Source organism: Sphingobacterium sp. UBA1498, assembly GCF_002325125.1.
GTDB lineage: Bacteria > Bacteroidota > Bacteroidia > Sphingobacteriales > Sphingobacteriaceae > Sphingobacterium.
In genome coordinates this window covers 203,048-229,069 of sequence record NZ_DCRG01000021.1, presented here as the reverse complement: position 1 = coordinate 229,069, position 26,022 = coordinate 203,048, and the positions used below count along the sequence as shown (strand labels likewise).

Sequence of the window (26,022 nt, the reverse complement as noted above, 5' to 3'; positions counted from 1 at the left end):
TATGCGGATCGAAAGTTTTGCTCTTCTCGATTCTAAAGATAAATTTCATCAAAAAGCCCTACACTGGTCGGGGCAATTTGATGAAATTTCTTTCTTTAATAGTAATGGGATGTCCGATCAATGGGGCAAATTTGAACAGGTAATGGCTGTCAAGGCATTGTATTCGTTCCGCGCAAATCAAAATGTATTTGACGGGCTCAATGCTTTTTTGAAATTACATCGATCTGAATTTATACCTGGATTTCTTTCCTATGATCTTAAGAATGAGATCGAAGAATTGCAAACTACGGGAAAGGATGAGCTCGAGTTTCCGGAAGCTTATTTTTTTGTGCCGGCAATTACGATTCGATGGACTGGTGATCAGGTGCATATTGAAGCGGAAGATCCTGTTGCAATTTATCAGGCTATTTCCGATACTCAGATCCCTGAGGCGTTCCCAATTGCTGTGCATGTGCAATCGCGCTGGACAAAAAGTGAATATACCGAAGCTTTTGAAAATGTACAGGCACATATTCAGCGTGGAGATATCTATGAAGTAAACCTTTGTCAGGAATTTTTTGCTGAAAATGCTGATGTTTCTCCCTTTGAAGTCTATCATCGTTTGAATTCCATATCACCTACTCCATTTAGTTCATTTTTCAAGTTAGGGCATCATTTTATCATGAGCGCTTCCCCCGAACGATTTTTAGCGAAACAACAAGGAAAGTTGATTTCTCAACCTATTAAAGGTACTGCGAAAAGGGGAACGAATGCAATAGAAGACCAAGAAATTATTGCTGACATGTTGAGATCAAAAAAAGAAATTGCAGAAAATGTGATGATTGTAGACTTGGTTCGTAATGATTTAACGCGTAGCGCTTTACCCGGAACTGTGGAAGCTACCCGCCTTTTTGAGATCCAGTCATTTAAACAGGTGCATCAAATGATTTCGACCATTACCTGCGTTCAGGCACCGCATGTTGCCAATGTGGACGTCATTAGAAATACTTTTCCTGCAGGTTCAATGACCGGTGCTCCTAAAATTGCTGCAATGCAGATTTGCGATCAGCTTGAAGCCCGGAAGCGTGGTATCTATGCTGGATCTATTGGTTATTTTGATACTGTACATGATGAATTTGATTTTAACGTCGTTATCCGTTCATTACTTTACAATAAACAAAAAAGGTACCTTTCTTTTCATACTGGAGGAGCGGTTACTAATCAGGCAGATGCCGAACACGAGTATCAAGAGTGTCTTTTGAAAGCTTCCGCCGTCTTGAAAGCGTTGGGGACTAGTTTGGACGAATAAAACTATACTAATTTTGTAGAGAATATTTTTTGCTTCAAGTATTTTTTCGACCTTTGTTCCGTTGGCTTCACAGATTCCCTATATCGATTTACATACGCATCGGAATTATCCGGTCAGCGAGCTCGAAGTTCGTTCTATAAAGAATGTTGCGTTGAACCATTCAGAGCTCGTTACTGAGGTCGATTGTTCAGTAGGTTTGCACCCATGGTATATCAATGGGAATACTGAACACGATTTAGGACTAATGGCCAACGCATTAGAACGAAAGCAAGTTTTAGCTATAGGTGAATGCGGTATAGACAAAACGATAGAAATTCCCCTCACTGATCAGCAGTCTATCTTTGATAAACAGGTTTGCTTAGCCCAAAAATATCAGAAGCCGCTAATCATTCATTGTGTGCGCGCTTTTGAGGAGATCGTAAGCAGCCTGAAAAGATTAGATTTTAAAGAACCTGTCATTTTTCATGGATATCGTAAAAATTGGATTTTGGGTCAACAATTAATACGCAAAGGTTATTATTTATCCATTGGCCAACACTGTCTGAATGGAAGTCAGGATGAGCTTTTACAACATATTTCACTCTGTCATCTGTTTCTAGAGACAGATACAGATACGATGATAGAAATTAATGCCCTTTATTGCTACGTAGCTCAGGTGAGATCGATAGCAGTGGAAGAGCTAAAATGCATTATATATCAGAATTATAAGAAAGTATTTAATAAATAAGCCAGCATATTGTGTTTATTCCTATTGAATGAAATACGCGGGCTGCATCATGAAATAAAAAATTGAATTAAATAAATGAAAGATTTAAGTTGGCTGTCACGTACCGAAGCATTAATTGGTCGAGCGGCGATTGAAAAATTAGCAAATTCGCATGTGATGGTGTTGGGATTAGGCGGTGTGGGGTCATTTGCAGCAGAATTTATATGCCGGGCAGGTGTAGGGAAAATGACCATCATCGATGGAGATACAGTAGATCCGTCCAACCGTAATAGACAACTTCCAGCCTTGTCGACCAATCATGGCGAGGCGAAAGCTGAGATTATGCGTCAACGATTGTTAGCGATAAATCCCGAGTTAGACTTGACGGTAATACAGGATTTTATCATTCCAGAAAAGATACCTGCATTATTGGAATTGTCTCCGGACTACTGCGTAGAAGCTATTGATAGTATTACACCTAAACTATTTTTCATTCGAAGAGCGTTGGAGGCCAATATACCTTTTGTGAGTTCAATGGGTGCAGGAGGAAAAGTGGATCCCACAAAGATCAAAATTGACGATATTGGTAAATCCTATAACTGTAAATTGGCGCATCACATTCGTAAGAAATTGCGGAAACACGGTATTCGGGACGGTGTTAAAGTAGCCTTTTCAACCGAATTGCCAAATAAGGATTCTTTGCTGTATACTGATGGGAGTAATTTTAAGAAATCAGCTTATGGTACCATGTCGTATCTGCCTGCTGCGTTTGGTGGGGCAATTGCATCGGTTGCGATACGCGATTTGATCGAAAATGTTTAACTTAGTAACAGAATAAACATATGAACAAGAGATAAAGCGCCCTATTGCAAGATGGGGAGCTTATCTTTTTAAATCTTAACGGCTAATCACACCTTTCATATCAATGCCTTTCGGTTTGATATGTTCCAATCGTTTCTTCAGTGTATCTATTTTTGATTTTTCAAGATTACCAGTTGCCATGATAATTCCCTCCTTAACCTGAGCGGTAATAGTAGGAAAATCTTCCAGAATCAGGTTGACATCCCGCGTCAAGGTAGAATCAACCGCTCCACCAATAATTTCATGATATTTTTCACGCGCATCTTCAGGTTCAGGGAGGTTTACCATGATATTGTTATGAATGGATTTTATATTTTCCCCACCTGCCATTTTCGTTTTGTCTTCTATATGCTGCTTAAGCGAATCAGAACCAATCTGTCCATCCAGCGTAACATTTCCTTCTTCAACATTCACTTCGATACCAGGCGTATTTTCTAAGGCCGCTTGGATTGTTGATTTAAGTTTTTCGTCCGATTCGGGCGATCTACAAGCTTGAATGAAGGATAAAGCTCCAACTGATAGGGTTAAAAGTAATTTATTTAGTTTCATGTCATTCGTCATATCTGTACTTTATAAGAACAGATGAAGCGCACTATTGTTTAATATTTCAGCTTTTTGGATACCTAATAAATTGCGCTCACTTTTTGGTCGATGTTGTTAAATACAAAACTATCTCCTATTTTCTTCCCGATAAGTAGCTGTCCGATGGGCGCTAGCGGCGAGATGATGAAAATATTACTATCTCCTATTTTCACTGCTCCAATACTTGTTGCAATAAAGTAAAGGCCAACATTGGTTTGAACGAGGGTCCCTACTCGAGCAACGTCGGTGTCACTATTCAATGCAGCTTCTATATGGAGGAGTTGTTGTAAATCTTTATTCGCTTCGAGAAGTTGCTTTTGGTAGCGATTGATATCCTGTTGAATCATTTCACGTGATGTTTCATATTTGTCTCCAGCGCTACTTTTGGTGTCGTCGGTACTCGAATCCCTTGCTGTCTCCAAAGCAGATACTATCATGGAAATACGATCTTCGGTGCGTTTTAGGGCTGTATCGAGAAGTTCACGTTTGATGTCGAAATAATTATTTGTCATCCCGAAAAATAAGCAATAAGTTTTATTCCAAAAAAAATAAAAACAATACGCTTAGTGTCAATAGCATATAATAAATCGACGGGTAAATAGTACGAATAAAGTTGCAATAACTTAAAAATTTGCTACATTTGTGCATTGAAACACGGAAAGGTGTCAGAGTGGTCGAATGAGCAGTCCTGGAAAGACTGTATACGGGATGACTGTATCGAGGGTTCGAATCCCTCCCTTTCCGCCAAATGATACAAATGCCACGAATAATCGCTATTCGTGGCATTTTCGTTTTTAGCACTATAAAATACGCGCTGGAAGCGGCTTTGACCCATAAGGGTCGAATCTCTTACTTTCCGCAAAGCGAAAAAAGCCACCATATTGCTGGCTTTTTTTATTTAAAATGGACAACGTGTCTCATTTACGGAGGCTAAACGACCAAAAGTTTAAAATAGTAAAATATATTACTTTTCCATTTCTTTAAGTGCCCATTTTGCCATCGCATCAATAACAGGTATTAAAGCTTCACCCGATTCGCTAAGGATATATGAAACGTGTGGCGGCACTATAGGTTTAGCCCTGCGGATTACCAGACCATCATGCTCCATTTGCTTTAAATGTTGAATTAGCATCTTCTCGGTTATTGCCGGTATTGCCCGCTTCAACTCGCTATAACGTTTTTCCCCATTTGAAAGATGATATAATATAATCGGTTTCCAATATCCTCCGATTTTTTCCATGACATAACTTACGGGACAGTTATCAAGCGCATATTGCTTATTCTGCTGAATGGTGGATGTTGTCTTAATAGCTGTCATGATACATACTTTAGGGTAAGTACTTGTATATAAGTAAGCGCAAATATACCTTTGTTTCGATAAATAAAAAATGTTTTGTTATGAAAATTATAATAACAGGGTCTTTAGGAAATGTTGGTCGCCCCCTTAGTCAGCAATTAGCAGCGGCGGGACAAGATATTACAGTCATTAGCAGCAGCGCATCCAAAAAGGCCGATATTAAAAAGTTAGGCGCTAACGCAGCAATTGGTTCAATGACGGATCTGGATTTTTTGGTTAAAACTTTCGAGGGTGCTGATGCAGTCTTCTTAATGACACCCCCCAATATGGGCGGTATAAATATTGTAGAAAACACAGTGAGTGTGGCTAAGAATTATGCTGAAGCGGTTAAAAAAACAGGCGTGAAGAAAATTGTTATGCTAAGCAGCATAGGAGTCGAATCCGCGGTGGATAATGGGCCGATTAAAGGTCTCCATCTTATAGAAAAGCTTTATAACGATTTAGAAAATACGGAGGTAACCTTCTTAAGAGCAGGCTATTTTTACGCCAACTTCTTTAATGATATTGCTTTAATCAAAAATGCAGGAATAATTGGAGCAAATTTTCCTGAAACGACATTGTTGCCTGTTGTGCATCACTTTGATATAGCAAAAGCTGCAGCTGAGGAATTAGTTGTCAGCTCGCCAGGCAAAAAAGTAAGATATATTGTCAGCGATGTTCGTAATGGGTCCGATTTCGCTAGAATTTTAGGTAGTGCAATCGGGATGCCTGCCCTGCCCTGGGTCCAATTTCAGGATGAAGAATCATTAAATGGAATGCTGCAGGGGGGACTTCCACAGGAGGTAGCCGAACTCTATACAGAAATGGGATTGGGTATAAGAAAAGGAGTTTTGCAGCAAGATTTTATCGAGCATGGTTCGGTTGTAAGCGGAGTGATAAAACTGGAGGAATTTGCAAAAGAATTTGCGGTAAATTTTAGTTTTTGATCTCATTTTACCTTGCCTGTTTTCAACTTTGGAGGAAAATGAGAAAATTTAAGAAAAAAAATCCGATTGTACTCTCCTTAAAAAGTTTGACTGATTTAAGCAGTGTATTAAATACCGGCCATGGCTCACCGACTTTACCTTAGATCTTGCTTCCTTTTACCGATCTATTTATTGCTTGTATGGTTTCTGCAAACAGGCGATACGAATTTAACCTGGCATCGTGCGCAAAGATAGGGGAAGTCGCCATGATCTCATTGACACCTGCCTCCTGCAGAAACGACGAAAGGGACGACTGCAGCGTTTTAGGACTGCCGACGAACGAATAAGTGAGCATCTGTTGGGCAGAGAGTTTTTCGGAATTGCTCCACACCTCATTCATGTCATCAAGGGGCGGCTGAAGTGGTTTATAGTTCCCGGAAACGATTCCCAGAAACAATTGTTGTAGGGAAGTAAACAATCGGTGGGCCTCTGCGTCGGAATCAGCAGCTATCACATTTACACATGCCAAAGCATACGGTTCACGCAATTGGGCCGACGGCTTGAAGTGCTGTCGGTATAAAGGTATCGCAGTCTTAAGATGCCTCGGTGCAAAATGACTGGCGAAGGCATAAGGCAATCCCATCTCAGCGGCTAATAAAGCACTTTCGGGACTTGATCCCAGAACCCAGATCGGTAAATCGAGTCCTTCTCCGGGAATGGCTCTTACCGGGCTGGTACTGTTTTCAGCAGAAAAGAAAAGCTGCAGGCGCCTAATGTCTCCGGGAAAATCTGGCTCCACCCTGAAATTCTCACCGCGGATGGCCAGCATTGTCAATAGATCCGTGCCTGGCGCCCGTCCCACACCTAGGTCGATGCGGCCTGGATAGAGTGAACTCAATGTACCGAATTGTTCTGCTACGATCAAGGGAGCATGGTTTGGCAACATGATGCCCCCCGACCCTACCCGAATCCGGTTTGTAACACCTGCAATATGCCCGATCAGAACTGCTGTTGCTGAACTTGCTACATTAGCCACATTGTGATGCTCGGCCAGCCAGAAACGAGTGTACCCTAGCTGTTCAACTTCACGTGCAAGATCAGCACTTTTCTTAAAAGTATCGCTTGGCTGGTCACCCTGTACGACAGTTGCCAGATCCAGAACTGAATATTTGATCATTGAGAAGCCTTTTCTATTAATTATTCTTCTACAAATTTGTGGTTTTGATTTGAAATTGTGAGATGGTTCTCATAGTTTGACAATTGACAGATGAAATGATGACATGCTCCCAGAATGAGTCCGTATCAAACTATCAAAACTCTAGAAAGATGGGACAATCTAGATTAGAAAAGAGTTGGGAACAACAAAACGAACAACTCAGATAGACCTATCTAAAGCATTCATCTTATAATTATATTCGAAATGCTTATCATCGGAAAAATTGCCGATGAACTATTATTATACGGCTTTTGGCTACAATCAGTCCGGCTTTTGGCTAAATCATCATTGAACTATTATTCTAATTTTGCTTGATATTAAAACAAAAAAAATACGTATGTTATCAAAAAACAAAATTGCAGTCGTAACAGGTGGAAGCCGGGGTTTGGGAAAAGACATGGTGCTCAGTCTTGCGAAGAATGGGCTAGATATCATTTTTACCTACAACAATCAAAAAGAAGCTGCCGATGAAGTAGTAAAACAAATTAAGGACTTAGGGCGCCAGGGAATTGCGATGAAGCTTGATGTTTCAAAATCTTCTGGTTTTGATGTATTTGTGGAAAATCTGACAGCTGAATTGCAGTCCCATTTCGACACGGACAAGTTTGACTTTCTTATCAATAACGCCGGTTTTATGCTTCATGCTGAGTATGAAAATGTAACTGAAGAGGAATTTATAGAAATGGAAAATGTACACTTTAAAGGGCCGTTTTTCCTTACCCAAAAACTGCTTCCTCAAATCAATAACTTCGGAGGTATTGTAAATGTCTCTTCCGGTATTACGCGTTTTACCACCCCCGGTTTTGCAGTTTATGCCGCGTTTAAAAGTGCTATGGAAACGTTGACAAAATTTCAGGCCAAAGAATTAGGAAGCAGAAACATCAGAGCCAATGTCATTGCACCAGGACCGATTGAGACCGATATTATGGGGGGCGCTGTTCGTGATAATACAGAGATGAATAAGCATCTGGCCTCTCAGACTGCATTGGGAAGAGTCGGGATTCCGGAAGATATCGGTGGCGTTGTGGCTTTTTTATGCAGCGATGCTGCCGGTTATATCACTGCACAGCGTATCGAGATCTCGGGAGGATCAAATCTTTGATAACCGAATCAAGGATATTTAAATGGTGTAGTCATTACAGGCATCACTATTTAGTTAGGTAAGAGTAAAACCGCCAACTCTCCATAAATTTTAAATTTGCATATATGAAAATTGTAAGAATAAAATCGATTACGGAATACCACCGCTTGAGGGGGCTACCCAAACCTGCGCATCCGCTAATAAGCCTGGTTGAATATTCACAGTTGCAGCTTCCCGAAAACATCGGTGAGGTGAATATTGTCATGGATTTTTATTCGATTGCTTTAAAGCGAGATGTCGGGACAAAGCTCTACTATGGTCAGCAAATTTATGATTTTGATGAAGGATTGATGTTCTTTATTGCACCAGGCCAGGTTTTCAGGATAGAAAGAAGTCCGGATTCATCTGGCAGCAAGTGCAGCGAGGGCAGCGGTTATCTATTGCAGGTCCATCCTGATTTTTTTTGGGGACATCCTTTATCTAAAAATATTAAAGATTACTCCTTTTTCGATTATTCGATTCATGAAGCACTGTTCCTTTATAGTAAGGAAGAACAAACCATCCTTAATATTATGGAGAATATCAGAGAGGAATATCATGCGAATATTGATCGCTACTCTCAGGGCATCATCGACGCTCAGATCGAATTGTTGCTCAAATTCTGTGAGCGCTTTTACAACCGGCAGTTCATTACAAGAAAAATCAGCAGCCATCAAATGCTTGCCAAAGTAGAAAACTTTCTGAATTCCTTTTTCTCAGATGACGAGCGGCCTGACCGTGGACTTCTTTCGGTAAAAACCGTCGCCGATGCCATGAATGTTTCTCCTGATTATCTGAGCGGTCTGCTGAAACAGCTCACTGGCAAAAATGCTCAGGAGCACATACATCAGAAATTGATCGAAAAAGCAAAAGAGAGGTTATCCACCACCAATCTGTCCGTAACTGAAATCGCTTATGAATTGGGATTTGAGCATCCTCAGTCTTTCAGCAAACTTTTCAAGACAAAGACGAAACTTTCGCCATTGAGTTTTCGAAGGTCATTTAATTAAAAGATGCTTGAAATTACAATGATTAGTTTATATAAAAAAGCCGACTGTCTTCAAAAACAGCCGGCTCGAGTGAAAGAACCTTAAAACTTTTAAATACAGCTAAATACTCATCATTTATAGCACGTGCTTTTTAAATACCTATCTTTAAGATTTCCTTCATAGATTTTACTCTGCGGTAATGCCCCGTCGATTACGAATTCGGAGACAGTAGAATAGCTTGCTGCGCAGTAAGCAAAATTTCCAGACAACCCAACCTGCGGCAGATGATATCTTTACTATAAAAGTCACGGTGATTTACCGATATAAAAGATGGTGCCAATCTCTCGCAAACCGATAGTCTTTAAGACTAAGTTACGATTTGTTAAAAAAAATTACTTTTCATTTTTAAAAGCCAACATAGACATAACAGCTCCAATACCTGCAATAAGTCCAAATAACTTAAAACTAGTGTTCAATCCAATGTTCACTATAAGACTGAAACCTAAACTACCCAATCCGTATCCCATAAACATTACAAAAGCAAACAATCCAATGGCGACGCCTTTCTGTTTAGAAAGGGTTGTAATAATTCCCGCAAATAGCGGATGTGTCATATCAAATCCTAGCGATAGCGTTGCTATAAAAATACATGATAGTGTCAATGTATAGTTCATCCCCAACAAATAAGCCGACAGCGCACCCACGCAAATACCTATGGGAATTATTCGATTACGCCCATATTTATCAGCGAGCTTACCTATAAAAGGTCCAAACAACAATCCTGGTATGCCATACCCTAGCAAAGCCAATCCCACACCTTCTTCATTTAAATGATAGTTCTTGAAAAAGAAATACCCCGTCCACGCAAATACTCCACTATGAAACATAGAATTAAAAAGTACAAACATGTAAGTTCGCCAACCTCTTGGCAGTAGAATAATATTCTTGTAATTCTTAATCGTATTCGTCAAGCTGAACTCTTTTTCAGATTGGTCCTGAACAAAATTTTTATGATTGATCAGCAAAACGACCAAAATCAATAAACTAACCAAAGCAACGATCCAAAATAACATCTGCCATCCAACAAATGCAGTTAACAACGCTCCCGAGCTCGAACCAAAAGCTGTACCAGCGGCCATAAATCCAAAAAAAACACCTAGTGCATGCCCCCTCTTTTCATAAGGAAATTGATCTCCTATCCAACCAATCGTTGTAGGAGCTACCCCTCCTGCTATTATACCGGTCAACAACCTCAGAATGAGCATTTGATCGATAGTGTTCACAAAACCTGTAAAACCTGTCATCAATATAAAGCCGATCATGGAAAATATAATTATGGGAAATCGCCCATATTTATCTGACAAAGGGGCGTATATTAGAGTAGATAGTCCATAGCTTAACAAATATGCAGGCTCGATAAAACTTACATAACGAACAGACACACCGAAGAGTGAAGAAAGCTGAGGTAAGATCGGTGCTACCATAAATCCCTGAAAGAAAACTATAAAAGTCCCCAGCGATAAAATTACCACTAAGGTCATTGTCGGCCTTGCTTTTTTTATTTGAGAAAGTGTGTCCTGAATTACTTTATCTGTATTCATTTTTGAAAAATATATTTTATATCGCAAATAAAATAAAGAATGACATGACTATAGCATTACAGAAACTGACTGATTAACTAGTACAGTTTGTAATAAAGAACTGCTTACAAAAGGATATTTACAATAACTTTATCAGAAAAAATAGGCGCTTGATAAATGATTGATATCATTGCTTGTTTTTGCTCATCATAAAGTTGTGATGTAATTTCCTGATATGCGCTAGGATCGATTTTTTGCCATACCCATACTTTTCATGGATTTGCTGTTGCGTGCCTTGCGAGGCAAAGGTATTTGGCAGACCAAGGCGCTTTATGACAGATGAATAACCGTGCTCGACCATAAACTCCATTACGCCGCTCCCCACACCTCCGACAATACAGCCGTCTTCTATTGTAACGACAACTGAAAACTTTTGGAATACTTGATGTAATATATCTTCATCCAGCGGTTTGAAGAACCTTAGATCATAATGTGCTATTTCTATATGGTCAAGGGCAAGCTCCTCGCATACCGCTATTGCATATTGTCCGATAGGACCAAGAGAAAGTATTGCGATGTCATCACCATCTCTTATCTTCTGCCCTTTTCCTATTTCCAATTTCCTAAAGGAAGAATCAGTATCAGTACTTATACCATTTCCCTTAGGGTAACGGATAGCAAAAGGGCCTTCTTCCTCTTTTTCTTGAGCAGTGTACAGAAGATTTCTGAAATCTTCCAGATTAATTGGCGAAGCGCCTATAATATTGGGTACACACCGAAGAAAAGATATATCAAAAGCACCATGATGAGTTGGCCCGTCGGGACCAACAACTCCTGCCCTGTCGATGCAAAAAATAATATTTAACTTTTGTAGTGCAGCGTCATGGATAACTTGATCGTAGGCTCGCTGTAAAAAAGTAGAATATATCGTGCAGAACGGTATTAATCCGTCGGCGGCCAGACCAGCGGAAAAAGTAACGGCATGTTGCTCTGCGATCCCTACGTCAAAAACGCGATCAGGCATTTCCTTCTTCATTGTGGTAAGCGCACTTCCGGACATCATAGCGGGGGTTATGGCAATAATACGTTTGTTTTTTCGGGCGAGCTTTACTAATGTCTCACAGAATACCTCCTGAAAAGTTTTCATATTATGCTGCTTTATGTCCTGTAATCTTTCCCCTGTCTGCTTATCGAACTTACCCGTCGCGTGCCAGTTCGCCTGATCTGTCAATGCCGGCAGATATCCTTTGCCTTTGACAGTGACACAATGCAATATTTTGGGACCAGGTATATACTTAAGCTTTTGTAATAGGCTAGTCAGCTTTTGAATATCGTGTCCATTTACAGGTCCAAAATACCTAATATTTAAAGCTTCAAAAAGATTGCTATAATCTAAAATACCGGATTTGATTATTTTTTCAAGCTTCCTGATCTTCGTAAGCGGCCAATCGTTATTTTGACCAATGAGTAACAACAATTTTTTAATATGTGATTTCAGCATATTATACTGTTTTCCTGCGGTTAAGCCCGTAAGATACTGTTGTAGCGCCCCCGTATTGGCATCGATTGACATATTATTGTCGTTTAATATGATCAGCATATTGGCTTTTTCAAATCCGGCATTGTTCAATCCTTCAAAGGCCAATCCCGCTGTCATAGCTCCATCCCCTATTACAGCGATATGTTGACGGTCATTTTCATTGCGATACCTTGCGGCGCAGGCCATACCCAACATCGCAGAAATAGATGTTGAGGAATGTCCAGTCCCAAAAGCGTCAAATTCGCTTTCTTCTCTCGATGGAAAACCGCTGATCCCTCCCTCCATTCTATTGGTATGGAAAATGCCTCTTCGTCCCGTGATCAGCTTATGTGGGTAGGCCTGATGCCCTACGTCCCAAACAATTTTATCCGTCGGCGTATTAAATACATAATGCAGCGCCACGGTAAGCTCTACAACGCCAAGGCTTGAACTAAAATGACCTCCATTTAATGAAATATGGTCGATGAGGAAAGACCGTAGATCTTCACAGAAGTCAGTTAATGAAGTCGTGGGTAGATTTCGTAAGTCCTGGGGTATATTGATATTATAGTTTAATGCCATTTTGTTAGTTTTCTCAAAATTAAAAGTATTAAATTTGGAATACAGATACAGTTTCAATAAAAACTACCAATACAGATGAAGTCGTATAAATTCGAGGTATTCACTACCATTATAGAAAAAAACATCAAGGAAGGGCTTTTCAAGCCGGGCCATAAATTGCCTTCCGTGCGAGAGATTAAAGAACAATATCATATTAGTATCAGTACTGTACAGGATGGTTACGAACATCTTATCATAAGCGGTTTAGTAGAAAGTATACCAAAATCGGGATATTATGTCAGTAACAGACCAGAAACAAAGCACGAGTCTGTAAAAACCAGACACCTTCCTGTGGTTAGAGACGCTATCTTTAAAAATAATCTTGCGCTCACGACTTCGCTGCGAATGGGAAGGAAAATATCTGAGTTCAACGTGGCGGCTCCCGGTGATTTATTGATTCCTCAAAAATTGTTGCTTCGTACGATGCAGCAGGTGATTCGGGATCAGGGAGCTGGGATACTACGCTATTATCAATCGAATGGCTTGCCTGCGCTAAAAGAGGCTATCATTGAGCGTGCTGCCGGTTACCAAACAATCTTTAATCCTCACGAACTGATCATTACTGATGGCGCGTTGCAGGCATTGTATATCGCTCTGGCTTCTACTTGTGATACAGGGGACGTAATCGCGGTAGAAAGCCCTTGTGTGTTTTCGGTATTGGAAGTTATCAAGGTGCTAAAACTGAGAATAATCGAAATTCCTGTTGACCGAAAAAATGGTTTTGACACAGATCTGTTTAAAAAGGCTTGCGAAAAAAATACTGTTAAAGCGGTCATCGTCACACCCAACTTCCATAATCCTACTGGAGTATTACTGAGTGATGAACAAAAATTAATGCTGCTGACAATCGCCAGGTTCCACAATGTGGCAGTTATCGAGAACGATATATATGGTGACCTGCATTTTCAGGGACACAGACCCACCACAATTAAAAGCTTTGATGATAGTGGATTGGTTTTAACTTATGCATCATACGCAAAAACACTTGCTCCGGGAATAAGGCTTGGATGGCTAAGCGCTGGAAAATTTGTTGAGCGCGCCGAGCAGGTAAAATTTACTTTGGGAAGTACAGTATCTCCATTGTATCAAGAAACGGTCAGTCGATTGGTTAGTGGTAGTAGCTATGACCGGCATGTTAGGGCTTTCAGAATGCAATTGGCCAAGAACGCACATTTGGCAATCAATCTGATTTCCAAATATTTTCCCGAAAACACATATATCGCAACACCTACGGGTGGGTATAATCTATGGGTAAAAATGCCGGAGGAAATCGATATGAGTTACTTTTATGATCAATGTGAAAAAATTGGAGTGAGATTTACACCAGGATACACCTTTTCTTTTTCGGATACTTTTAACAAGTATTTCAGGGTAGTTATTGCTGACACTTTCTCTCCAAAACGGATTGAAGCAATTAGGCTTGTTGGACAGCTGTTATTATAGTATCTGTACTGTATATTTTTTAGCACTTTAGCACTAATGCATTACCACTCGGTACGTCTTATGCGGTTTGGGCAGGCATTGGAGATATAGAGACAGGCATACTTTGGTGGGAGAAACGCCCACTGACAAAAAAGAAAGGCCGCTGATAGACTTATAGCTACAGCGACTTCCTTTTCTGCGATTCTCCAAAAAGTTTCTGAATTGATCAACAGATTGTCCATGTCAACGATTATTGCCGCTACCATCAGCAGTTTTTTTCTTCCTAGTGACCGTTAATGTGGATCAGACAGACCGATGGCAGAGCGATTTGGTCGAATTCCCATGAACCGTCCTCTTTTTGAAACCCTTTGCTTTCAAAGAATTCGATCATGGGATTTCCAACATATTCATTGATCCAGATAGCATCTACATAGTTACATAATGATTGACATTTATGAAATAGTGATTCAAGAACTTCCGGATGCGTGAATTTTTTGAGCACCGAAAAATCGCCGATCCGTATCGCACGCATGTCTTTAAGTGATTGTGGCACATTGCCTCTGGAAGTAACTTTTGCGTAACCCACTGCTTTCTCATCGACATATACGATTAGCCACTGGTTGGACATACTGTTCATTTCACTGATAAAGTACTTTCTGTCGTAATATTTCTCCATGTAAAGCTTTACAGACATCTGATCGACCATGGAACTGAATTTTTCCGAGGCCAGTTCATGTATTAAGTCCAGTAGCATATCTACAGTTTCGTCTGTTGCAAGTGCAAATTTGGTAAGTATATCCATTGTATTCCTAAAATTTTAAACAAATCTATGGAAGTTTGGATCATCTGACACGGTACAACTTCCGTAAATACAGGCAGTACAGATCAATCCATGACGCCGATCCTTAAAGCAATGTTTGAATAACTTCTCTGTACCAGCATTGTACCAATATACTTTCGAATAATCTTGAGTTTCTTAATGCATATCTTTATCTTTATTCAATGTTTAAAAAGTGGGAAGGCTTCAGGAAGTTTAGATTTTTTATATAAACAATGAAAGAAAAGGTAATTACGGTTTCAAGTTATGGTATAGCATTACTGTCCGAGAATGCTGTTAGCACATTTTTAAAGGAAAATAAAATTAGGAGCAAAAAGCTCTTAAAAATTTTTCAAGAAAATCAATCTTTATATCTCGATTCACTAGCCAAAGGAGTTTGGATTCCAATTCTACCTGTTGATTCAATCAAATACCAAATTAAGACTTCAAACCTTGGCGAAGCTTTTGGGGATGAATGGGAAAAGACTTTAGAAGAAGATGGTTTCAACCTAAATGTATATGATAGCTTTTGGATTGCCAGTATAGGTCTTCTCTCCGATCTTGCTAAGGAGAGTTTCGAAGCGGAAAGCATTTTCTATGAAACTTTGGATGGCGACAAGCTTTATCAGGGTTTCAAGTTTCGGTACCCTTCCGGAAAATACACTGTTAAGATCGAGGGCTATAGACGCCGCATTGAAAAGGCATTTCCTGAGCCGAATTTTGGCTATTTATTTAGCTTAGATAAGGTCGATGAATTTTGTGGATATAAAGATCCCAGGGAGGATGATAACTATTTTTTTAACGTTGCGCAGATTAAATAAACTCCTTTATTAATGATTAATCGTCTTGCTTAGAATCGCAGGAAAAAATGTGATTTATCAAAGACTATTTTCAACTTCAAATTGCTTCTTTATACGATTCCTTTTATCATCCGCTTTGTGAACTAACTGATATAAGCGTTGTTTATCCAAAGCAAGTTTATATCTTTCATCGATGGCAATCCTGAATTTCTTTTCGTTTTTTTCCTGCTCTATTTTCTTTTGCTGCTCAACTTCTTTTTTCGAGAAGAGATATAGATTTTTAAGCGCCGTATAATAATCAATCTCAGCTTGCTGGAGCTCTTTACCTTTTTTTATACCCACAACATTTACATTTTTTAAATCTTTAAGGATAACATTGAAAGCTGTTTCCTGTTGATCGACAACTAATAGGGCGCTGTCATAATCACCTTCGATCAAATAGTTCAGTTTAGCAGATTCCATACCTTTTTCGCCAATCAAAATAGCAGTTGTCTGATCCTCCTTCTCGTCTATAATTTTTTTCAATTGAATGGCCTGTTTATTCTTTATGCATCCACAAAGCAATATAAACGATAAAACTGTAAACGAAACTATGCCCAATTTTTTTAAAGCCATACAAATGAAGTTGGTTTTTTAAAGATACTTACACATTATTTTCTAACAATTACCATACCTAAGCGCTTGGCTGATTACTTACAAAGCCTAAATACTCGTAGGTTCTTCACAACGAAGCATCCATATTGAACAAGCATGATGTCCAGAATTCCCTAATGGCTTTTGAAGTAATCTGAAGCCCATGTTTTGATACATTTTTATCGCATTTGAAAACTCTGGAAAGCTCTCAAGATAGATTTTATTGTAGCCTAGACGCTTTGCGCTTTCTATACTTTTATTCATTAACGCTTTACCAAGCCCCATGCCCCTGAACACTGGATTGAGGTAGAACTTAACCAGCTCTGCGCAGTACGGCGGCAATCCAGCAGTGGGATAAATCCCGCAACAGCCCGCTACTATGCCATCTACCTCACCTACCCAAAGCACAGCGTCTTCTTTGCTAAAAAGTGCATACAAGTCTGAAGTGGTAGGATCGGAATAAACAGTCCCTTCTTTTGGTGCGTTGTGCTCTTCAAAAACAGCTCTGATAAGTTTTGAAAGCGTATCGTTGTCCGATTTTTCTATTTTCCTGATGATTGCATTCTCCATACGGGATAGTAAATTTATAAAACTGAAATTTTGCTATTATCCGAAAAATTTTCTAAAAAAGCCTGGCTCTTTGGCGTTTGCCCGTGCGATTTTTAAGTTATCTTCTGCGATACGATTATAGCAAAGTTCAAGCGAAATTTGAAGATTTTTCACTGCCTCTGTATAGTGTCCGATATCAATCAGCGATGTACCGATATGTTCATATAGTTCTGCCGCGATGTCATCTGTAATTTCTTGCTGCTCCGGCAGCATGGAGATTGCTAATGTACCGTAATGCACAGTTTTTTCATTTTCTGTCAAGTGGTATGCACTGTGTACGGCCCAGTAATAACACCAAAAATCTGTGTTGCCATGCCCAATGCTCTGCTCAAAACTTTTAAGAGCTGATTCACTATCTTTCATATGCACTTCTAAAACATATCCCCGGTTGTACAATGCAACCTGAACAGATCTTGCCATTCCTTTTTCTAGCCCGAAATGTACTGCCTGATTATAACACTCCAACGCCTTTTCCCATTGTTTATCCCTTAAAAACGATTCTCCTCTGCTTATCATCAAACTCGGATTGTCAGGCATATTTTCCAGTAAGGAGTCAGCCTGTTTGGAATCCACCGAATTATCAACATCTAAGCCAAGCATTGACGCAGCTTTGGATTTCGATATGTAAAAATTCGTCACACAGCGTACAATTTCCTCGTCTTGAAGAATCTGATCACCTGGATTTACCGATTGATAGTATTCAAGTCCTTGGTCGGCCCAGTACAGCATTTCCTTGTATTGACCCATATCTGAGTGGCTGAGACATATTCCATCAATAGTGCTAATTAAGGTGATAAAGTCCATTTCTTCAGCATATTCTTGCAAAAGCTCTTCACCATCCATAATGGCATTTTTGGGCATACCAGCGCACATATAAATGTACATTCTATTGAGAAGAATCACCATAAATTTGCTTTGCGCTATGCCCTCGTTGACAATGGTGACAGCATCTTGATATGCTTCTTTGAAATTGAGTTCCCGAGCAAGATTATTACAGCACATGGCGAAGGTATGTGGATCGTAATTAAGACTGTTTGTCTGCTCGGTAAAAACTACGGTTTTAAAAAGTTGATAAGCTTGGGTGTACAATTCTATTTTTAGTTCGGTGAGTCGTAGGTTCTCGACTTCGGACATTCCGGCATATTGCCTGAGAACATAATCGATTTCAACCCCGGCGTTGTATAATTCCATAGCCGATTGCGAATCCACAGAAGGACGAAGTTGCGAAAAATCCGGATAGGCATTGTGTCTATTGATTATTCGGAAGATGCGGACCTCTAACACCGGAGACGATCGTAATTGACAGGATCTTTCGTAATAATGCAAAGCCCCATCCCAGTCTTCAAGCCAGTACAACGCAGATCCAGCATTCCGGCAACAGTGGTAATGGTGAGGATCAATTTTAAGCCCACCAATAGCCCAGTCTAAGCATTTTTCTAAAGCTTTCTCCCTGTTGGATTCAAATATTTCATTATAGTCGAGTGCTATAAGACCCAATATGGCACATAGATTAGGGTCAATGCTTGCCTTATTGAGGTTATCGATATGGTAAAATAATTCATGAAGTTCCTCCAAATTATGGGGAAGAGCATAGCCGTCCAGCCAAAATTTCGCTGCCACGGCATAATTGTCTTCGGCAAGTGCTTTTAATGCGTGCTGATGCAATGTATCTTTCATTATTTTGTTTAATTGTTTTTAAATTCAGAGAAACTGACAACCATATAGTTCGATTCTAACCTACGGGCAATTGCCGCATTTCATGGAGCTTTGCTAAAATAGCGCTCTCGTATGCTGATTCATTTGCGGATTTTTTTCTTCCCTCCCTAAAGTCTTCACTGATCCTATAACTTTTTACCAGATGATTATTTTTTGCCCCAATGGCATAGTGCCAATAGCTTCCGGTGGTGCTGGTGAAAATGACCATTTCTTCAAATGCCATGATCTTTTTTGTAGGAAATAACGGCTTTTTCCTATATACAATTCGGTCTTCTTGATCAAACATGTAGCAGATTTCGGCGCGTATGAAAATATCATAAAGGCTATGTAGAATGAGATATGGACCGAGCACAACAAGAAGAATGGCCATTCCCCGGTTGATATCATGAAAAAAGATAATGGATAGTAAAACCAGTGATAAAACAACAACAAGTGTCCAAACTGATAGCTTAACGCTTTGGCGATTGGGCGTAAAACTAAATAGTTTACCACTGTCAACGATTTTATACATGCTAATTTCCGACATAAGGACGTGTTATTTCTTCGATATCATTTAAAATATCCTGCATACCACGTTTTGACAGACCCTGTGCAACAATGGCAAATTTCTCCTCACCTTTTGAAAAATAGCGTACATTGAGTGATGTATTGACGGGTATAAAGATGTAGATCAACCTACTCATCTGGTAATGGGCAATATCTGAAAATGGAATGCATGTCTCTGCTTTTAAACCTCTTTTGATAAACAAAGCTTTTGCATCTAAATCAATCACCATGCGCTCTGTATAAATGGATAAAAAACATAGTGCCGCGAAGATTCCAAAAATCCACATCATCGCTGCATTATTAGATGTGTATCCGAACCAGGCCAAAACTGTAAGACCAGCGACAATCAATATACCGAATCCATACTGCCGTTTAAGTATATAACGGTTACCCTCTTTCTTAAAATTTTTAATTGTATTTTCCATATTAATCAAGTTTTACGCCGTTTACGTTTATTTCGCTGCACCAAAGATAGAGGAACATACTAGCCTCATCCTGCGTACTCTGGTAGGCAACGTTATCCAGAGATGCGCCAAAAAATTCTATTTTCTGCGAAAGGTTATTGTTCGCGTGACTAATGACCCGCAATTCACCTGAAAAATCACTTTCATAGTCGGTCAACAATTTGAGAATTTCAGCGTTCATCTTTTCAAAATCGATAGTCAAAAAATATTTTTTTTCTATTCTTTTATTTTCACTGGGTGAAGCAAAACTAAATGAAGCACCTTTGTTAGGATTACTGAATGTCAGCGATATTCCCCGTGCTGCATGAATAGCTATACCATCTTTACCTTTCACTAAAAATTCGATCTTATTTTTGGTATTCTTTTTAGTCTGCGCATTAGAGATACTAGAAATCATTAAAAATAAGAACAGGGAAAATTTCAACGGCTTAAATATTTCTATAAAATACATATAATGATGTGTTTTGTATATCAAGTAGATCAATATTACTACTTTAAAGCTATCGATTCCAATAGGCAATCTGTATCTGGACGTTTTTACTTGTTGTTTGGTAGATTTGAGCCCCTATACGAAAAACTAACCCAATGATTTAATAGCTATATTTGAAAAAAAATATTGCAGCATTTTATGGATCACCTACATTTCACCAAACGCTATTTTTTCCATGCAATATTAATTCCGTTGATGGTATTCACCGCCTCACTGAAAGCCCAGGACTCAAAAATAGAATCATTGGCATCTCAGGGATACTCGTACAGATTTACGGATAGTGCGAAAGCGAAACAAATGCTCAATAACGCGCTCTTATTGGCCAGGAAATCAAATTCTAAAAAAGATGAAGCAATCTGTCTTGCCTTTTTGGCATTAACTTATCGAAGACTGAATAGCCCAAAGGAATTTAATAACTATGCCGAGCAAGCCTACAAAATTTCCTCACAAACAAATGATGAGCGGGCAAAGGCTTACGCGTATATGGTTATGGGAAACCTCAAGTCCTATTTCGATGAAAATACAGCCGCGCTGAATTACCAGCTTCAAGCCAATACACTTTTTGAAAAGCATAAAAATTATGCGCTATGCGCTCAGATATGCGCCGATATTTCTTATAGCTTTTCCTTAAGTTCGGATGATCGGGTCGAAAAATATGTGCGCGAAGCGATGAAACATGCGCAACAATCTTCAAATGCTGAAAGCATACTACACGCCCGATTGGCAATGGGCTCTTACCTGACAGGGTTGACAGATAAACACGCAGATAACATTTCCTTATGGGAGAACTCTGTACAATTTTTAAAGCAGACTGCAGACTACGCTTCTGTGAACAACAATAGGATACCGAGTAAGAGTAACATTGCTATTTCTCATCTTAATCTTGCGGCACTGTTGATACGACGGCCAAAGCTGATGGATGGCATGTTATTTACACGGCAATTGGATACGGCCATTGCCATAAGCAAAAAATACAATGTGAAGGTTACTTACCGAAACAGTCTCGGATTGCGTGGAAAATATTTATTGTATCAGGGGGAATATAGCAGAGCAAAGAAAATGTTTCTGGAAGGAATTGCTTACCAGCTTCGGCTACCGTATAAAGACCATGAAATATTAGCCCAGTTTTATGCCAGCCTCAAGGAAGTCGCTGCTAGCGAAAAAGATTATTCTTCTTATTATCGTTATGACCAGTCCTTTAGCAAATATAATCGCCTTACCTACGACGAAACCATGCAGCGGAATTTGCAGCTTGCGGAAATAAAATTTGAATCGGCTGAAAAAATTCGTAAAATAAAGCAGTTAGAGAATGAAAAATTGCTTCAGGAAAAAAATAAGAATCTGGGCTATGTAATTTCCCTGATCTTGCTGGTTATTGTTATTTTTATTTTCATTTCTTTTTACTATAGAAAGCGATTTTACCAGAAGCAAGCGGATAACTTGAAACAGCAGCAAATAAATGATCAACTCAAGCTCAACCTGCTGGAAAAGGACAGTCTTGAAAACCTATTGGCGAAGCTTTCGCTGGAACGACGGTTTCTTCAGTCTCAGATGGACCCTCATTTTATTTTTAATTGCCTCGCGAATATTCAGAGCATTATCCTGAAAGATGACCGTACAAAAGCGCTCACCTATCTGAATAAATTTGCACGGCTAACCAGAGAGACCTTGTATCATTCCAGAAAAGAATCAGTAACCTTGCAGGAGGAGACCGCAAACTTGAAAAGTTACATTGAACTGCAACAACTGAGGCTTAACCATTCGTTTGATTATAGCATCGAATTTGCAGACGACATCAATATGGACAAAAAAATACCACCCCTGCTCATACAACCTTTGGTGGAAAATGCGATCGAACACGGGCTAAAACCTTTGACACATCGGAAAGGAAACTTAGTTATAACATTTACAAAAAAATCAATGGAGCAGGTATTGATTTGTGTTATCAAAGATAATGGAATTGGAATGGAGGCTTCTCAAACAGGAAAACAAAAAAACAAACATGATCCATTGGCCATAAAAATAATAGATGAAAGACTGGCACTCTATGCAAAGAATGACTCAGGCGAGCGTATACCTCATTTTACCTCCCAAAGCTCTGGTGATGGATGCACAATCACAATCAATATTCCAATCGTATAAAAATGTATAAAGCAGTTATTATAGAAGATGAATATCATCTAAGAGAGGCCCTTTCTATCCTTCTTGAAATGGTGGCGTCCGAACAAATCCAGGTGATCGGTTACGCGGAAGGGCTGCCGGAAGCCGTCAAAATTATTGACCGTTTAAAGCCAGACCTGGTTTTTATGGATATCATGCTAAAAAACGGGACCGGTTTTGATGTTCTTGAACAGATTAGTCATAAGAATTTCCATCTTGTTTTTACTACGGCGTATGAGGAGCATGCGATAAAGGCATTCAAATTTAATGCTATCGACTATCTTCTGAAACCAATAGACCATCATGAGTTAAGAGAGACGCTTGATCGTATAGCAGGCAAAAAATCTGAATATATGGATTTTCAACATGTTATTCCTCCTTCTTCGAGTATCGCAAAAAAGCATGATAGAATAGTGCTTCCCACCATAGAGGCTATGCATGTTGTGAAGCTCAAAAACATCATCAGGTGTGAAACCTCGGGTTCTTATACAACATTTATTCTCAAGAACGGGCAGCACATAATTGTTTCCAAACCATTGAAATATTACGAAGATATCCTTATTTCACCCAATTTTATACGCGTACATCAGTCGCATTTAATAAATACAGATTTCGTGACTAGCTTTTCTAAGGATGGGATTATCATGATGCTAAACAATGATACCATCCCCATATCGCGAGCAAACAGAGAATATTTCTTTAGAATCATGAAAAACGAAGAGCATTAGACTTCAAACCGGATAAAAATCCAAGCTGCAGAAACGCAAAGTCATCAGGACAGAAAAAAAATCTGCTGACAAAAAATTCGGGCGTTATGATAGTTTTGTAAAAAAAAATCAGATTATGACTAGCAAAACTGCATCAATTTTATCTTACATCACCATTATCGGATGGTTAATAGCGTATGTTAAAAGGAATGATATCACTCCTAAAAATGATCTTGTAACCTACCATTTAAAACAGGGTTTTGGCCTCTTTATCACTACAGTGATATTTAATTTCAGCATGTGGTTTGTTCTTTTATTAGTTCCTTCACTCTATTTTATTAATTTTATTGGAATCGTACTTTTCATTCTTTTTATCATAGGAGTCATCAATGCTGCCGGTGAAGTCAAGAAACCTCTTCCTTTGATTGGTAAACTGTTCGAAAACCAGTTTAATTTCATCGAGCAATAACTTGTGAATAACCGAAATTAAACATCAGACATAAAAATAAGATGCATTTTCTAATCTCCATTATTTTTTTAATATATAGATGTTGCTACTCTTTTTACTGAAACCAAGCTTTTCATAGAGTCCGATGGCAGACGTACGGTGTTCTTCGGTAAATAGCAGCACTTCACTTAGTTGCTGTTCGTTGGAGATGGACAGTAGTTTTTCGATAAGTCTATTCCCGATTCCCATTCCACGATAGCCCTTGTCTACCACAACATCTTCAATCCAGCCTTTCCTACCTGAGATTACGTGGTAGACTGCCATGGAGGCAATGCCGACTATTCTGTCTCCGATAAAACAAGCTAGTAAAGTTACTTCGTTGTTTTGAATTAAAATTTCATCCAATTTCGATTGTCTTTTATTGGGACTCAATTGCTTAAACAGCTCAAAAATCTGATTCTGGACATTTCCATTGATATTGGTATGGTTTAAAACTACTATTTTTATCATGTTAAAACGCTATTTCTTCTCATGCTTTAATACGTGGACTATTTTCATAACTCATTTCGATGTATTAGGAACTATGTTGTCAGTCTAGTGTGGAGATTCCCCACTACATGCATTCAACTATCAGAAATAAGCCAACAGAAAATTTAAACTAAGCTTTAGGGGCAAATAGTATAAAGATCCGTGAATTACTGGGGCTTCCCGATAACAAATGCTTTAAGTTCTGCTATTTTTCCATCTTCGAATCTCCAAATGTCGCAATAATAGAAATGCTCATATTCTCCGGCCTTGTTTTTCAATCGGATTTCTCCGGTCACTGTAACAAAATCCTCCTCCTCAATCGTCTTCTCTACGTTGAAAACTGGCGGTTCCTCATAAAACTCCTCCATATAAGTACGGACTTCTTCCTTACCATTCAGCGTTCGCTCCCCGACAAATACCCACTTTGTTTGATCAGTACAGTAGGCTAAGAACCCTTCATGGTCTCCTTTGGATACAAATTCATTGGCTGTGTGTAAAATTGATGCATTTTTCATGTTCGTATATCTTTTTGCTATTATCCTATTGCATTATTAAAATAGGTCAATCGACCTAATACAAATATAGGTCATTTGACCTATATAAAAATATTTTTTGATATTTTATTTTTAAATTTGTCGAATGCATAAAAAGGAAGAGCGGTTACACAAGATTTTATCCACAACAATAGCGATCCTAACTGAACAGGGAGCCGAAAAACTATCGATGAGAATGGTTGCTAAACATGCTAATATCTCGCTCAGTAACCTTCAATATTATTATAAGGATAAGGACCTCCTCTTCATTGCCACAGTTGAATTTTACTTTGAAAGCTGTAAAAAAGAACTTACCCAGGCCATAAAACTTTTAACCGAGAATAGCGTGCCCGATAAAGATACTTTTTTGGAAAAGGTATTGAGCATGTTATTAATTGATAGCAAATCCAGCCATCAAACATTGATGTTTCAGGAGATATGGACTTTGGCAGCTAGAAATGAAGATTTGCAGCACGCAGTAGAAGCATATTATAAAACATACTGTCTTTGGATGATTAATTTGGTATCCAAATTTTGCCGCAAGCCTGAAGATGTTGTGAACTTCCTTATTCCTTTTGTGGAAGGTTATACGATTGTTCATAATGTCATCCCTTTGACTAAAGAAAAGGTGATTACAATGATGTTACGGATAATCTCCATCGTGGATGAATAAAGATGTAATACATATTACTGGTTAAATGTGACGATTCGATCATGTTGAACTGTACCTATATTGCAGGTCAATTATTGCCATCAATTTTCGAAAAAGAATAGACATTTCAAAAAAGAGCGCCAAGAAATTTTGATTTTTTGGCGCTGGTCTATCGTTCATAATACGAGGCTAAAAATAAAAATCGCTGCGACTAGCTATATAAATAGACTGCTCGATTACTGACTAAGGATTATATACTCCGTTAAACAGTACAACCCTCCATCCGTCTGGATCTTCATACGTCACACTCTTATCTTTCCAGTAAGGATTTTCAGGTTCGACGGCGCCAATTCCCGCATTCTTGAAACGGTCATTTGCGCGTTTATAGTCGTCTTCATTATCGTAGTAAAGGACTAGTAGGTTTTCTTTCGTCGGCTCAGGTAAAGGAAACTTTTCCGCTTGCTGGGTAAACTCCAGATGATAGGTTTTGTCAGGCATACCCAACATCACACCATCGTAACCCAGATGAGCTTCAAATTTTCCAATTATTTCCATTCCCAGGATATCAAAAAAATTGGGCGTTACCTCTTATGATGTTTTTGTTGCCGATGGACACTCGGATTTTTATGGCAATAATCGCTACAAAACCAGTTCTGCCGGCAATCACGAATTCTTAACAATCGGTTCGAGTGTTTATTCCGAACAATTTAAACAAGGATTAAAAGATCACCAGCCAGGCTAAACAGACTACGC

At 39.0% G+C, this 26,022-nt stretch carries 29 protein-coding genes, 1 tRNA gene and 1 pseudogene; 15 read left to right on the top strand and 16 right to left on the bottom strand.

Going from position 1 to position 26,022, the window contains the following annotated elements:
* Nucleotide 1 precedes the first annotated feature (1 nt).
* The 3 genes from B3139_RS12230 (at nucleotide 2) to B3139_RS12220 (ending at nucleotide 2,816) form a co-directional block, all read left to right on the top strand.
* The gene (locus tag B3139_RS12230; RefSeq protein WP_293883465.1) at nucleotides 2–1,288 is read left to right on the top strand and encodes an anthranilate synthase component I family protein; all 1,287 of its coding nucleotides are present in this window, start codon (nucleotides 2–4) and stop codon (nucleotides 1,286–1,288) included.
* A 61-nt stretch (nucleotides 1,289–1,349) separates the two neighbouring features.
* Nucleotides 1,350–2,015: a TatD family hydrolase gene (locus B3139_RS12225; RefSeq protein ID WP_209580694.1), complete on the top strand. Its 666-nt coding sequence runs from the start codon at nucleotides 1,350–1,352 to the stop codon at nucleotides 2,013–2,015.
* A gap of 75 nt (nucleotides 2,016–2,090) precedes the next feature.
* Nucleotides 2,091–2,816: a tRNA threonylcarbamoyladenosine dehydratase gene (locus tag B3139_RS12220; RefSeq protein ID WP_293883461.1), complete on the top strand. Its 726-nt coding sequence runs from the start codon at nucleotides 2,091–2,093 to the stop codon at nucleotides 2,814–2,816.
* Nucleotides 2,817–2,891: 75 nt separating this feature from the next.
* On the opposite strand, the gene B3139_RS12215 is transcribed toward B3139_RS12220, so the two are convergent.
* Nucleotides 2,892–3,404, bottom strand: a complete 513-nt coding sequence (locus B3139_RS12215; RefSeq protein WP_293883459.1) for a BON domain-containing protein — start codon at nucleotides 3,402–3,404, stop codon at nucleotides 2,892–2,894.
* 74 nt (nucleotides 3,405–3,478) lie between these two features.
* Nucleotides 3,479–3,949, bottom strand: coding sequence for a hypothetical protein (locus B3139_RS12210; RefSeq protein WP_293883457.1), 471 nt, complete (start codon nucleotides 3,947–3,949; stop codon nucleotides 3,479–3,481).
* 144 nt (nucleotides 3,950–4,093) lie between these two features.
* Between B3139_RS12210 and B3139_RS12205 the strand changes: the two genes are divergently transcribed.
* Nucleotides 4,094–4,184: transfer RNA gene (locus B3139_RS12205), tRNA-Ser, on the top strand.
* Between the two features lie 217 nt (nucleotides 4,185–4,401).
* Here B3139_RS12205 and B3139_RS12200 read toward each other — a convergent pair.
* Nucleotides 4,402–4,755 (bottom strand): winged helix-turn-helix transcriptional regulator, encoded by a 354-nt coding sequence (locus B3139_RS12200; protein ID WP_293883455.1) that lies wholly within the window; start codon nucleotides 4,753–4,755, stop codon nucleotides 4,402–4,404.
* An 80-nt stretch (nucleotides 4,756–4,835) separates the two neighbouring features.
* On the opposite strand from B3139_RS12200, the gene B3139_RS12195 reads away from it, so the two are divergent.
* Nucleotides 4,836–5,720: an NAD(P)H-binding protein gene (locus B3139_RS12195; RefSeq protein ID WP_293883453.1), complete on the top strand. Its 885-nt coding sequence runs from the start codon at nucleotides 4,836–4,838 to the stop codon at nucleotides 5,718–5,720.
* Between the two features lie 139 nt (nucleotides 5,721–5,859).
* Here B3139_RS12195 and B3139_RS12190 read toward each other — a convergent pair whose 3' ends face one another.
* Nucleotides 5,860–6,876, bottom strand: coding sequence for an LLM class flavin-dependent oxidoreductase (locus tag B3139_RS12190; protein WP_293883451.1), 1,017 nt, complete (start codon nucleotides 6,874–6,876; stop codon nucleotides 5,860–5,862).
* Between the two features lie 376 nt (nucleotides 6,877–7,252).
* Between B3139_RS12190 and B3139_RS12185 the strand changes: the two genes are divergently transcribed.
* Nucleotides 7,253–8,017 carry an SDR family NAD(P)-dependent oxidoreductase gene (locus B3139_RS12185; RefSeq protein ID WP_293883449.1) on the top strand — a complete coding sequence of 255 codons (765 nt, stop codon included), beginning with the start codon at nucleotides 7,253–7,255 and terminating at the stop codon, nucleotides 8,015–8,017.
* A gap of 104 nt (nucleotides 8,018–8,121) precedes the next feature.
* Complete coding sequence (locus B3139_RS12180) at nucleotides 8,122–9,045, top strand: helix-turn-helix domain-containing protein (RefSeq protein WP_293883447.1); 924 nt, start codon at nucleotides 8,122–8,124, stop codon at nucleotides 9,043–9,045.
* Between the two features lie 371 nt (nucleotides 9,046–9,416).
* Here B3139_RS12180 and B3139_RS12175 read toward each other — a convergent pair whose 3' ends face one another.
* Both B3139_RS12175 and dxs read right to left on the bottom strand, forming a co-directional pair.
* On the bottom strand, nucleotides 9,417–10,625 hold the full coding sequence (locus B3139_RS12175; RefSeq protein WP_293883445.1) for an MFS transporter: 1,209 nt from the start codon (nucleotides 10,623–10,625) through the stop codon (nucleotides 9,417–9,419).
* Nucleotides 10,626–10,791: 166 nt separating this feature from the next.
* Nucleotides 10,792–12,705, bottom strand: a complete 1,914-nt coding sequence (dxs, locus tag B3139_RS12170; protein WP_293883443.1) for a 1-deoxy-D-xylulose-5-phosphate synthase — start codon at nucleotides 12,703–12,705, stop codon at nucleotides 10,792–10,794.
* Nucleotides 12,706–12,780: 75 nt separating this feature from the next.
* Here dxs and B3139_RS12165 point away from each other — a divergent pair, with 75 nt between their 5' ends.
* Nucleotides 12,781–14,187, top strand: a complete 1,407-nt coding sequence (locus tag B3139_RS12165) for a PLP-dependent aminotransferase family protein (RefSeq protein WP_293883441.1) — start codon at nucleotides 12,781–12,783, stop codon at nucleotides 14,185–14,187.
* 62 nt (nucleotides 14,188–14,249) lie between these two features.
* Nucleotides 14,250–14,333 (top strand): annotated as a pseudogene (locus B3139_RS21555) (hypothetical protein); the annotation flags it as partial.
* A 116-nt stretch (nucleotides 14,334–14,449) separates the two neighbouring features.
* On the opposite strand, the gene B3139_RS12155 reads toward B3139_RS21555, so the two are convergent.
* Nucleotides 14,450–14,968, bottom strand: a complete 519-nt coding sequence (locus B3139_RS12155) for an N-acetyltransferase (protein ID WP_293883437.1) — start codon at nucleotides 14,966–14,968, stop codon at nucleotides 14,450–14,452.
* 251 nt (nucleotides 14,969–15,219) lie between these two features.
* Here B3139_RS12155 and B3139_RS12150 point away from each other — a divergent pair, with 251 nt between their 5' ends.
* On the top strand, nucleotides 15,220–15,804 hold the full coding sequence (locus tag B3139_RS12150) for a hypothetical protein (RefSeq protein WP_293883435.1): 585 nt from the start codon (nucleotides 15,220–15,222) through the stop codon (nucleotides 15,802–15,804).
* A 57-nt stretch (nucleotides 15,805–15,861) separates the two neighbouring features.
* Here the strand turns inward: B3139_RS12150 and B3139_RS12145 are convergent, their stop codons facing one another.
* The 6 genes from B3139_RS12145 to B3139_RS12120 all read right to left on the bottom strand — a co-directional run bounded on the left by B3139_RS12145 (nucleotide 15,862) and on the right by B3139_RS12120 (nucleotide 20,202).
* On the bottom strand, nucleotides 15,862–16,398 hold the full coding sequence (locus B3139_RS12145) for a hypothetical protein (RefSeq protein WP_293883433.1): 537 nt from the start codon (nucleotides 16,396–16,398) through the stop codon (nucleotides 15,862–15,864).
* Between the two features lie 87 nt (nucleotides 16,399–16,485).
* Nucleotides 16,486–16,986, bottom strand: coding sequence for a GNAT family N-acetyltransferase (locus B3139_RS12140; RefSeq protein WP_293883431.1), 501 nt, complete (start codon nucleotides 16,984–16,986; stop codon nucleotides 16,486–16,488).
* Between the two features lie 36 nt (nucleotides 16,987–17,022).
* Nucleotides 17,023–18,702 (bottom strand): tetratricopeptide repeat protein, encoded by a 1,680-nt coding sequence (locus tag B3139_RS12135; protein ID WP_293883429.1) that lies wholly within the window; start codon nucleotides 18,700–18,702, stop codon nucleotides 17,023–17,025.
* Between the two features lie 55 nt (nucleotides 18,703–18,757).
* Nucleotides 18,758–19,267 (bottom strand): hypothetical protein, encoded by a 510-nt coding sequence (locus B3139_RS12130; protein ID WP_293883427.1) that lies wholly within the window; start codon nucleotides 19,265–19,267, stop codon nucleotides 18,758–18,760.
* Nucleotides 19,254–19,712, bottom strand: a complete 459-nt coding sequence (locus B3139_RS12125; RefSeq protein ID WP_293883424.1) for a hypothetical protein — start codon at nucleotides 19,710–19,712, stop codon at nucleotides 19,254–19,256. Before B3139_RS12125 ends, B3139_RS12130 begins: the two co-directional genes overlap by 14 nt.
* A 1-nt stretch (nucleotide 19,713) precedes the next feature.
* A complete protein-coding gene (locus B3139_RS12120) occupies nucleotides 19,714–20,202 on the bottom strand; it encodes a hypothetical protein (RefSeq protein ID WP_293883421.1) in 489 nt (162 codons plus the stop codon).
* 177 nt (nucleotides 20,203–20,379) lie between these two features.
* Here B3139_RS12120 and B3139_RS12115 point away from each other — a divergent pair, with 177 nt between their 5' ends.
* The 3 genes from B3139_RS12115 (at nucleotide 20,380) to B3139_RS12105 (ending at nucleotide 23,577) form a co-directional block, all read left to right on the top strand.
* Nucleotides 20,380–22,383: a sensor histidine kinase gene (locus B3139_RS12115; protein ID WP_293883418.1), complete on the top strand. Its 2,004-nt coding sequence runs from the start codon at nucleotides 20,380–20,382 to the stop codon at nucleotides 22,381–22,383.
* 2 nt (nucleotides 22,384–22,385) lie between these two features.
* Entirely contained in the window at nucleotides 22,386–23,129 is a 744-nt protein-coding gene (locus tag B3139_RS12110; protein WP_293883415.1) for a LytR/AlgR family response regulator transcription factor, read from the top strand.
* A gap of 115 nt (nucleotides 23,130–23,244) precedes the next feature.
* The gene (locus B3139_RS12105) at nucleotides 23,245–23,577 is read left to right on the top strand and encodes a DUF4870 domain-containing protein (protein ID WP_293883412.1); all 333 of its coding nucleotides are present in this window, start codon (nucleotides 23,245–23,247) and stop codon (nucleotides 23,575–23,577) included.
* 60 nt (nucleotides 23,578–23,637) lie between these two features.
* Here the strand turns inward: B3139_RS12105 and B3139_RS12100 are convergent, their stop codons facing one another.
* Nucleotides 23,638–24,066 (bottom strand): GNAT family N-acetyltransferase, encoded by a 429-nt coding sequence (locus B3139_RS12100; RefSeq protein WP_293883409.1) that lies wholly within the window; start codon nucleotides 24,064–24,066, stop codon nucleotides 23,638–23,640.
* 185 nt (nucleotides 24,067–24,251) lie between these two features.
* Entirely contained in the window at nucleotides 24,252–24,599 is a 348-nt protein-coding gene (locus tag B3139_RS12095) for a nuclear transport factor 2 family protein (RefSeq protein WP_293883406.1), read from the bottom strand.
* A 124-nt stretch (nucleotides 24,600–24,723) separates the two neighbouring features.
* On the opposite strand from B3139_RS12095, the gene B3139_RS12090 reads away from it, so the two are divergent.
* Nucleotides 24,724–25,290 carry a TetR/AcrR family transcriptional regulator gene (locus B3139_RS12090; RefSeq protein ID WP_293883403.1) on the top strand — a complete coding sequence of 189 codons (567 nt, stop codon included), beginning with the start codon at nucleotides 24,724–24,726 and terminating at the stop codon, nucleotides 25,288–25,290.
* A 222-nt stretch (nucleotides 25,291–25,512) separates the two neighbouring features.
* Here the strand turns inward: B3139_RS12090 and B3139_RS12085 are convergent, their stop codons facing one another.
* Nucleotides 25,513–25,830, bottom strand: coding sequence for a VOC family protein (locus tag B3139_RS12085; protein WP_414711828.1), 318 nt, complete (start codon nucleotides 25,828–25,830; stop codon nucleotides 25,513–25,515).
* 13 nt (nucleotides 25,831–25,843) lie between these two features.
* Between B3139_RS12085 and B3139_RS21550 the strand changes: the two genes are divergently transcribed.
* A complete protein-coding gene (locus tag B3139_RS21550; protein ID WP_409530112.1) occupies nucleotides 25,844–26,011 on the top strand; it encodes a DUF1398 family protein in 168 nt (55 codons plus the stop codon).
* Nucleotides 26,012–26,022: the final 11 nt, after the last annotated feature.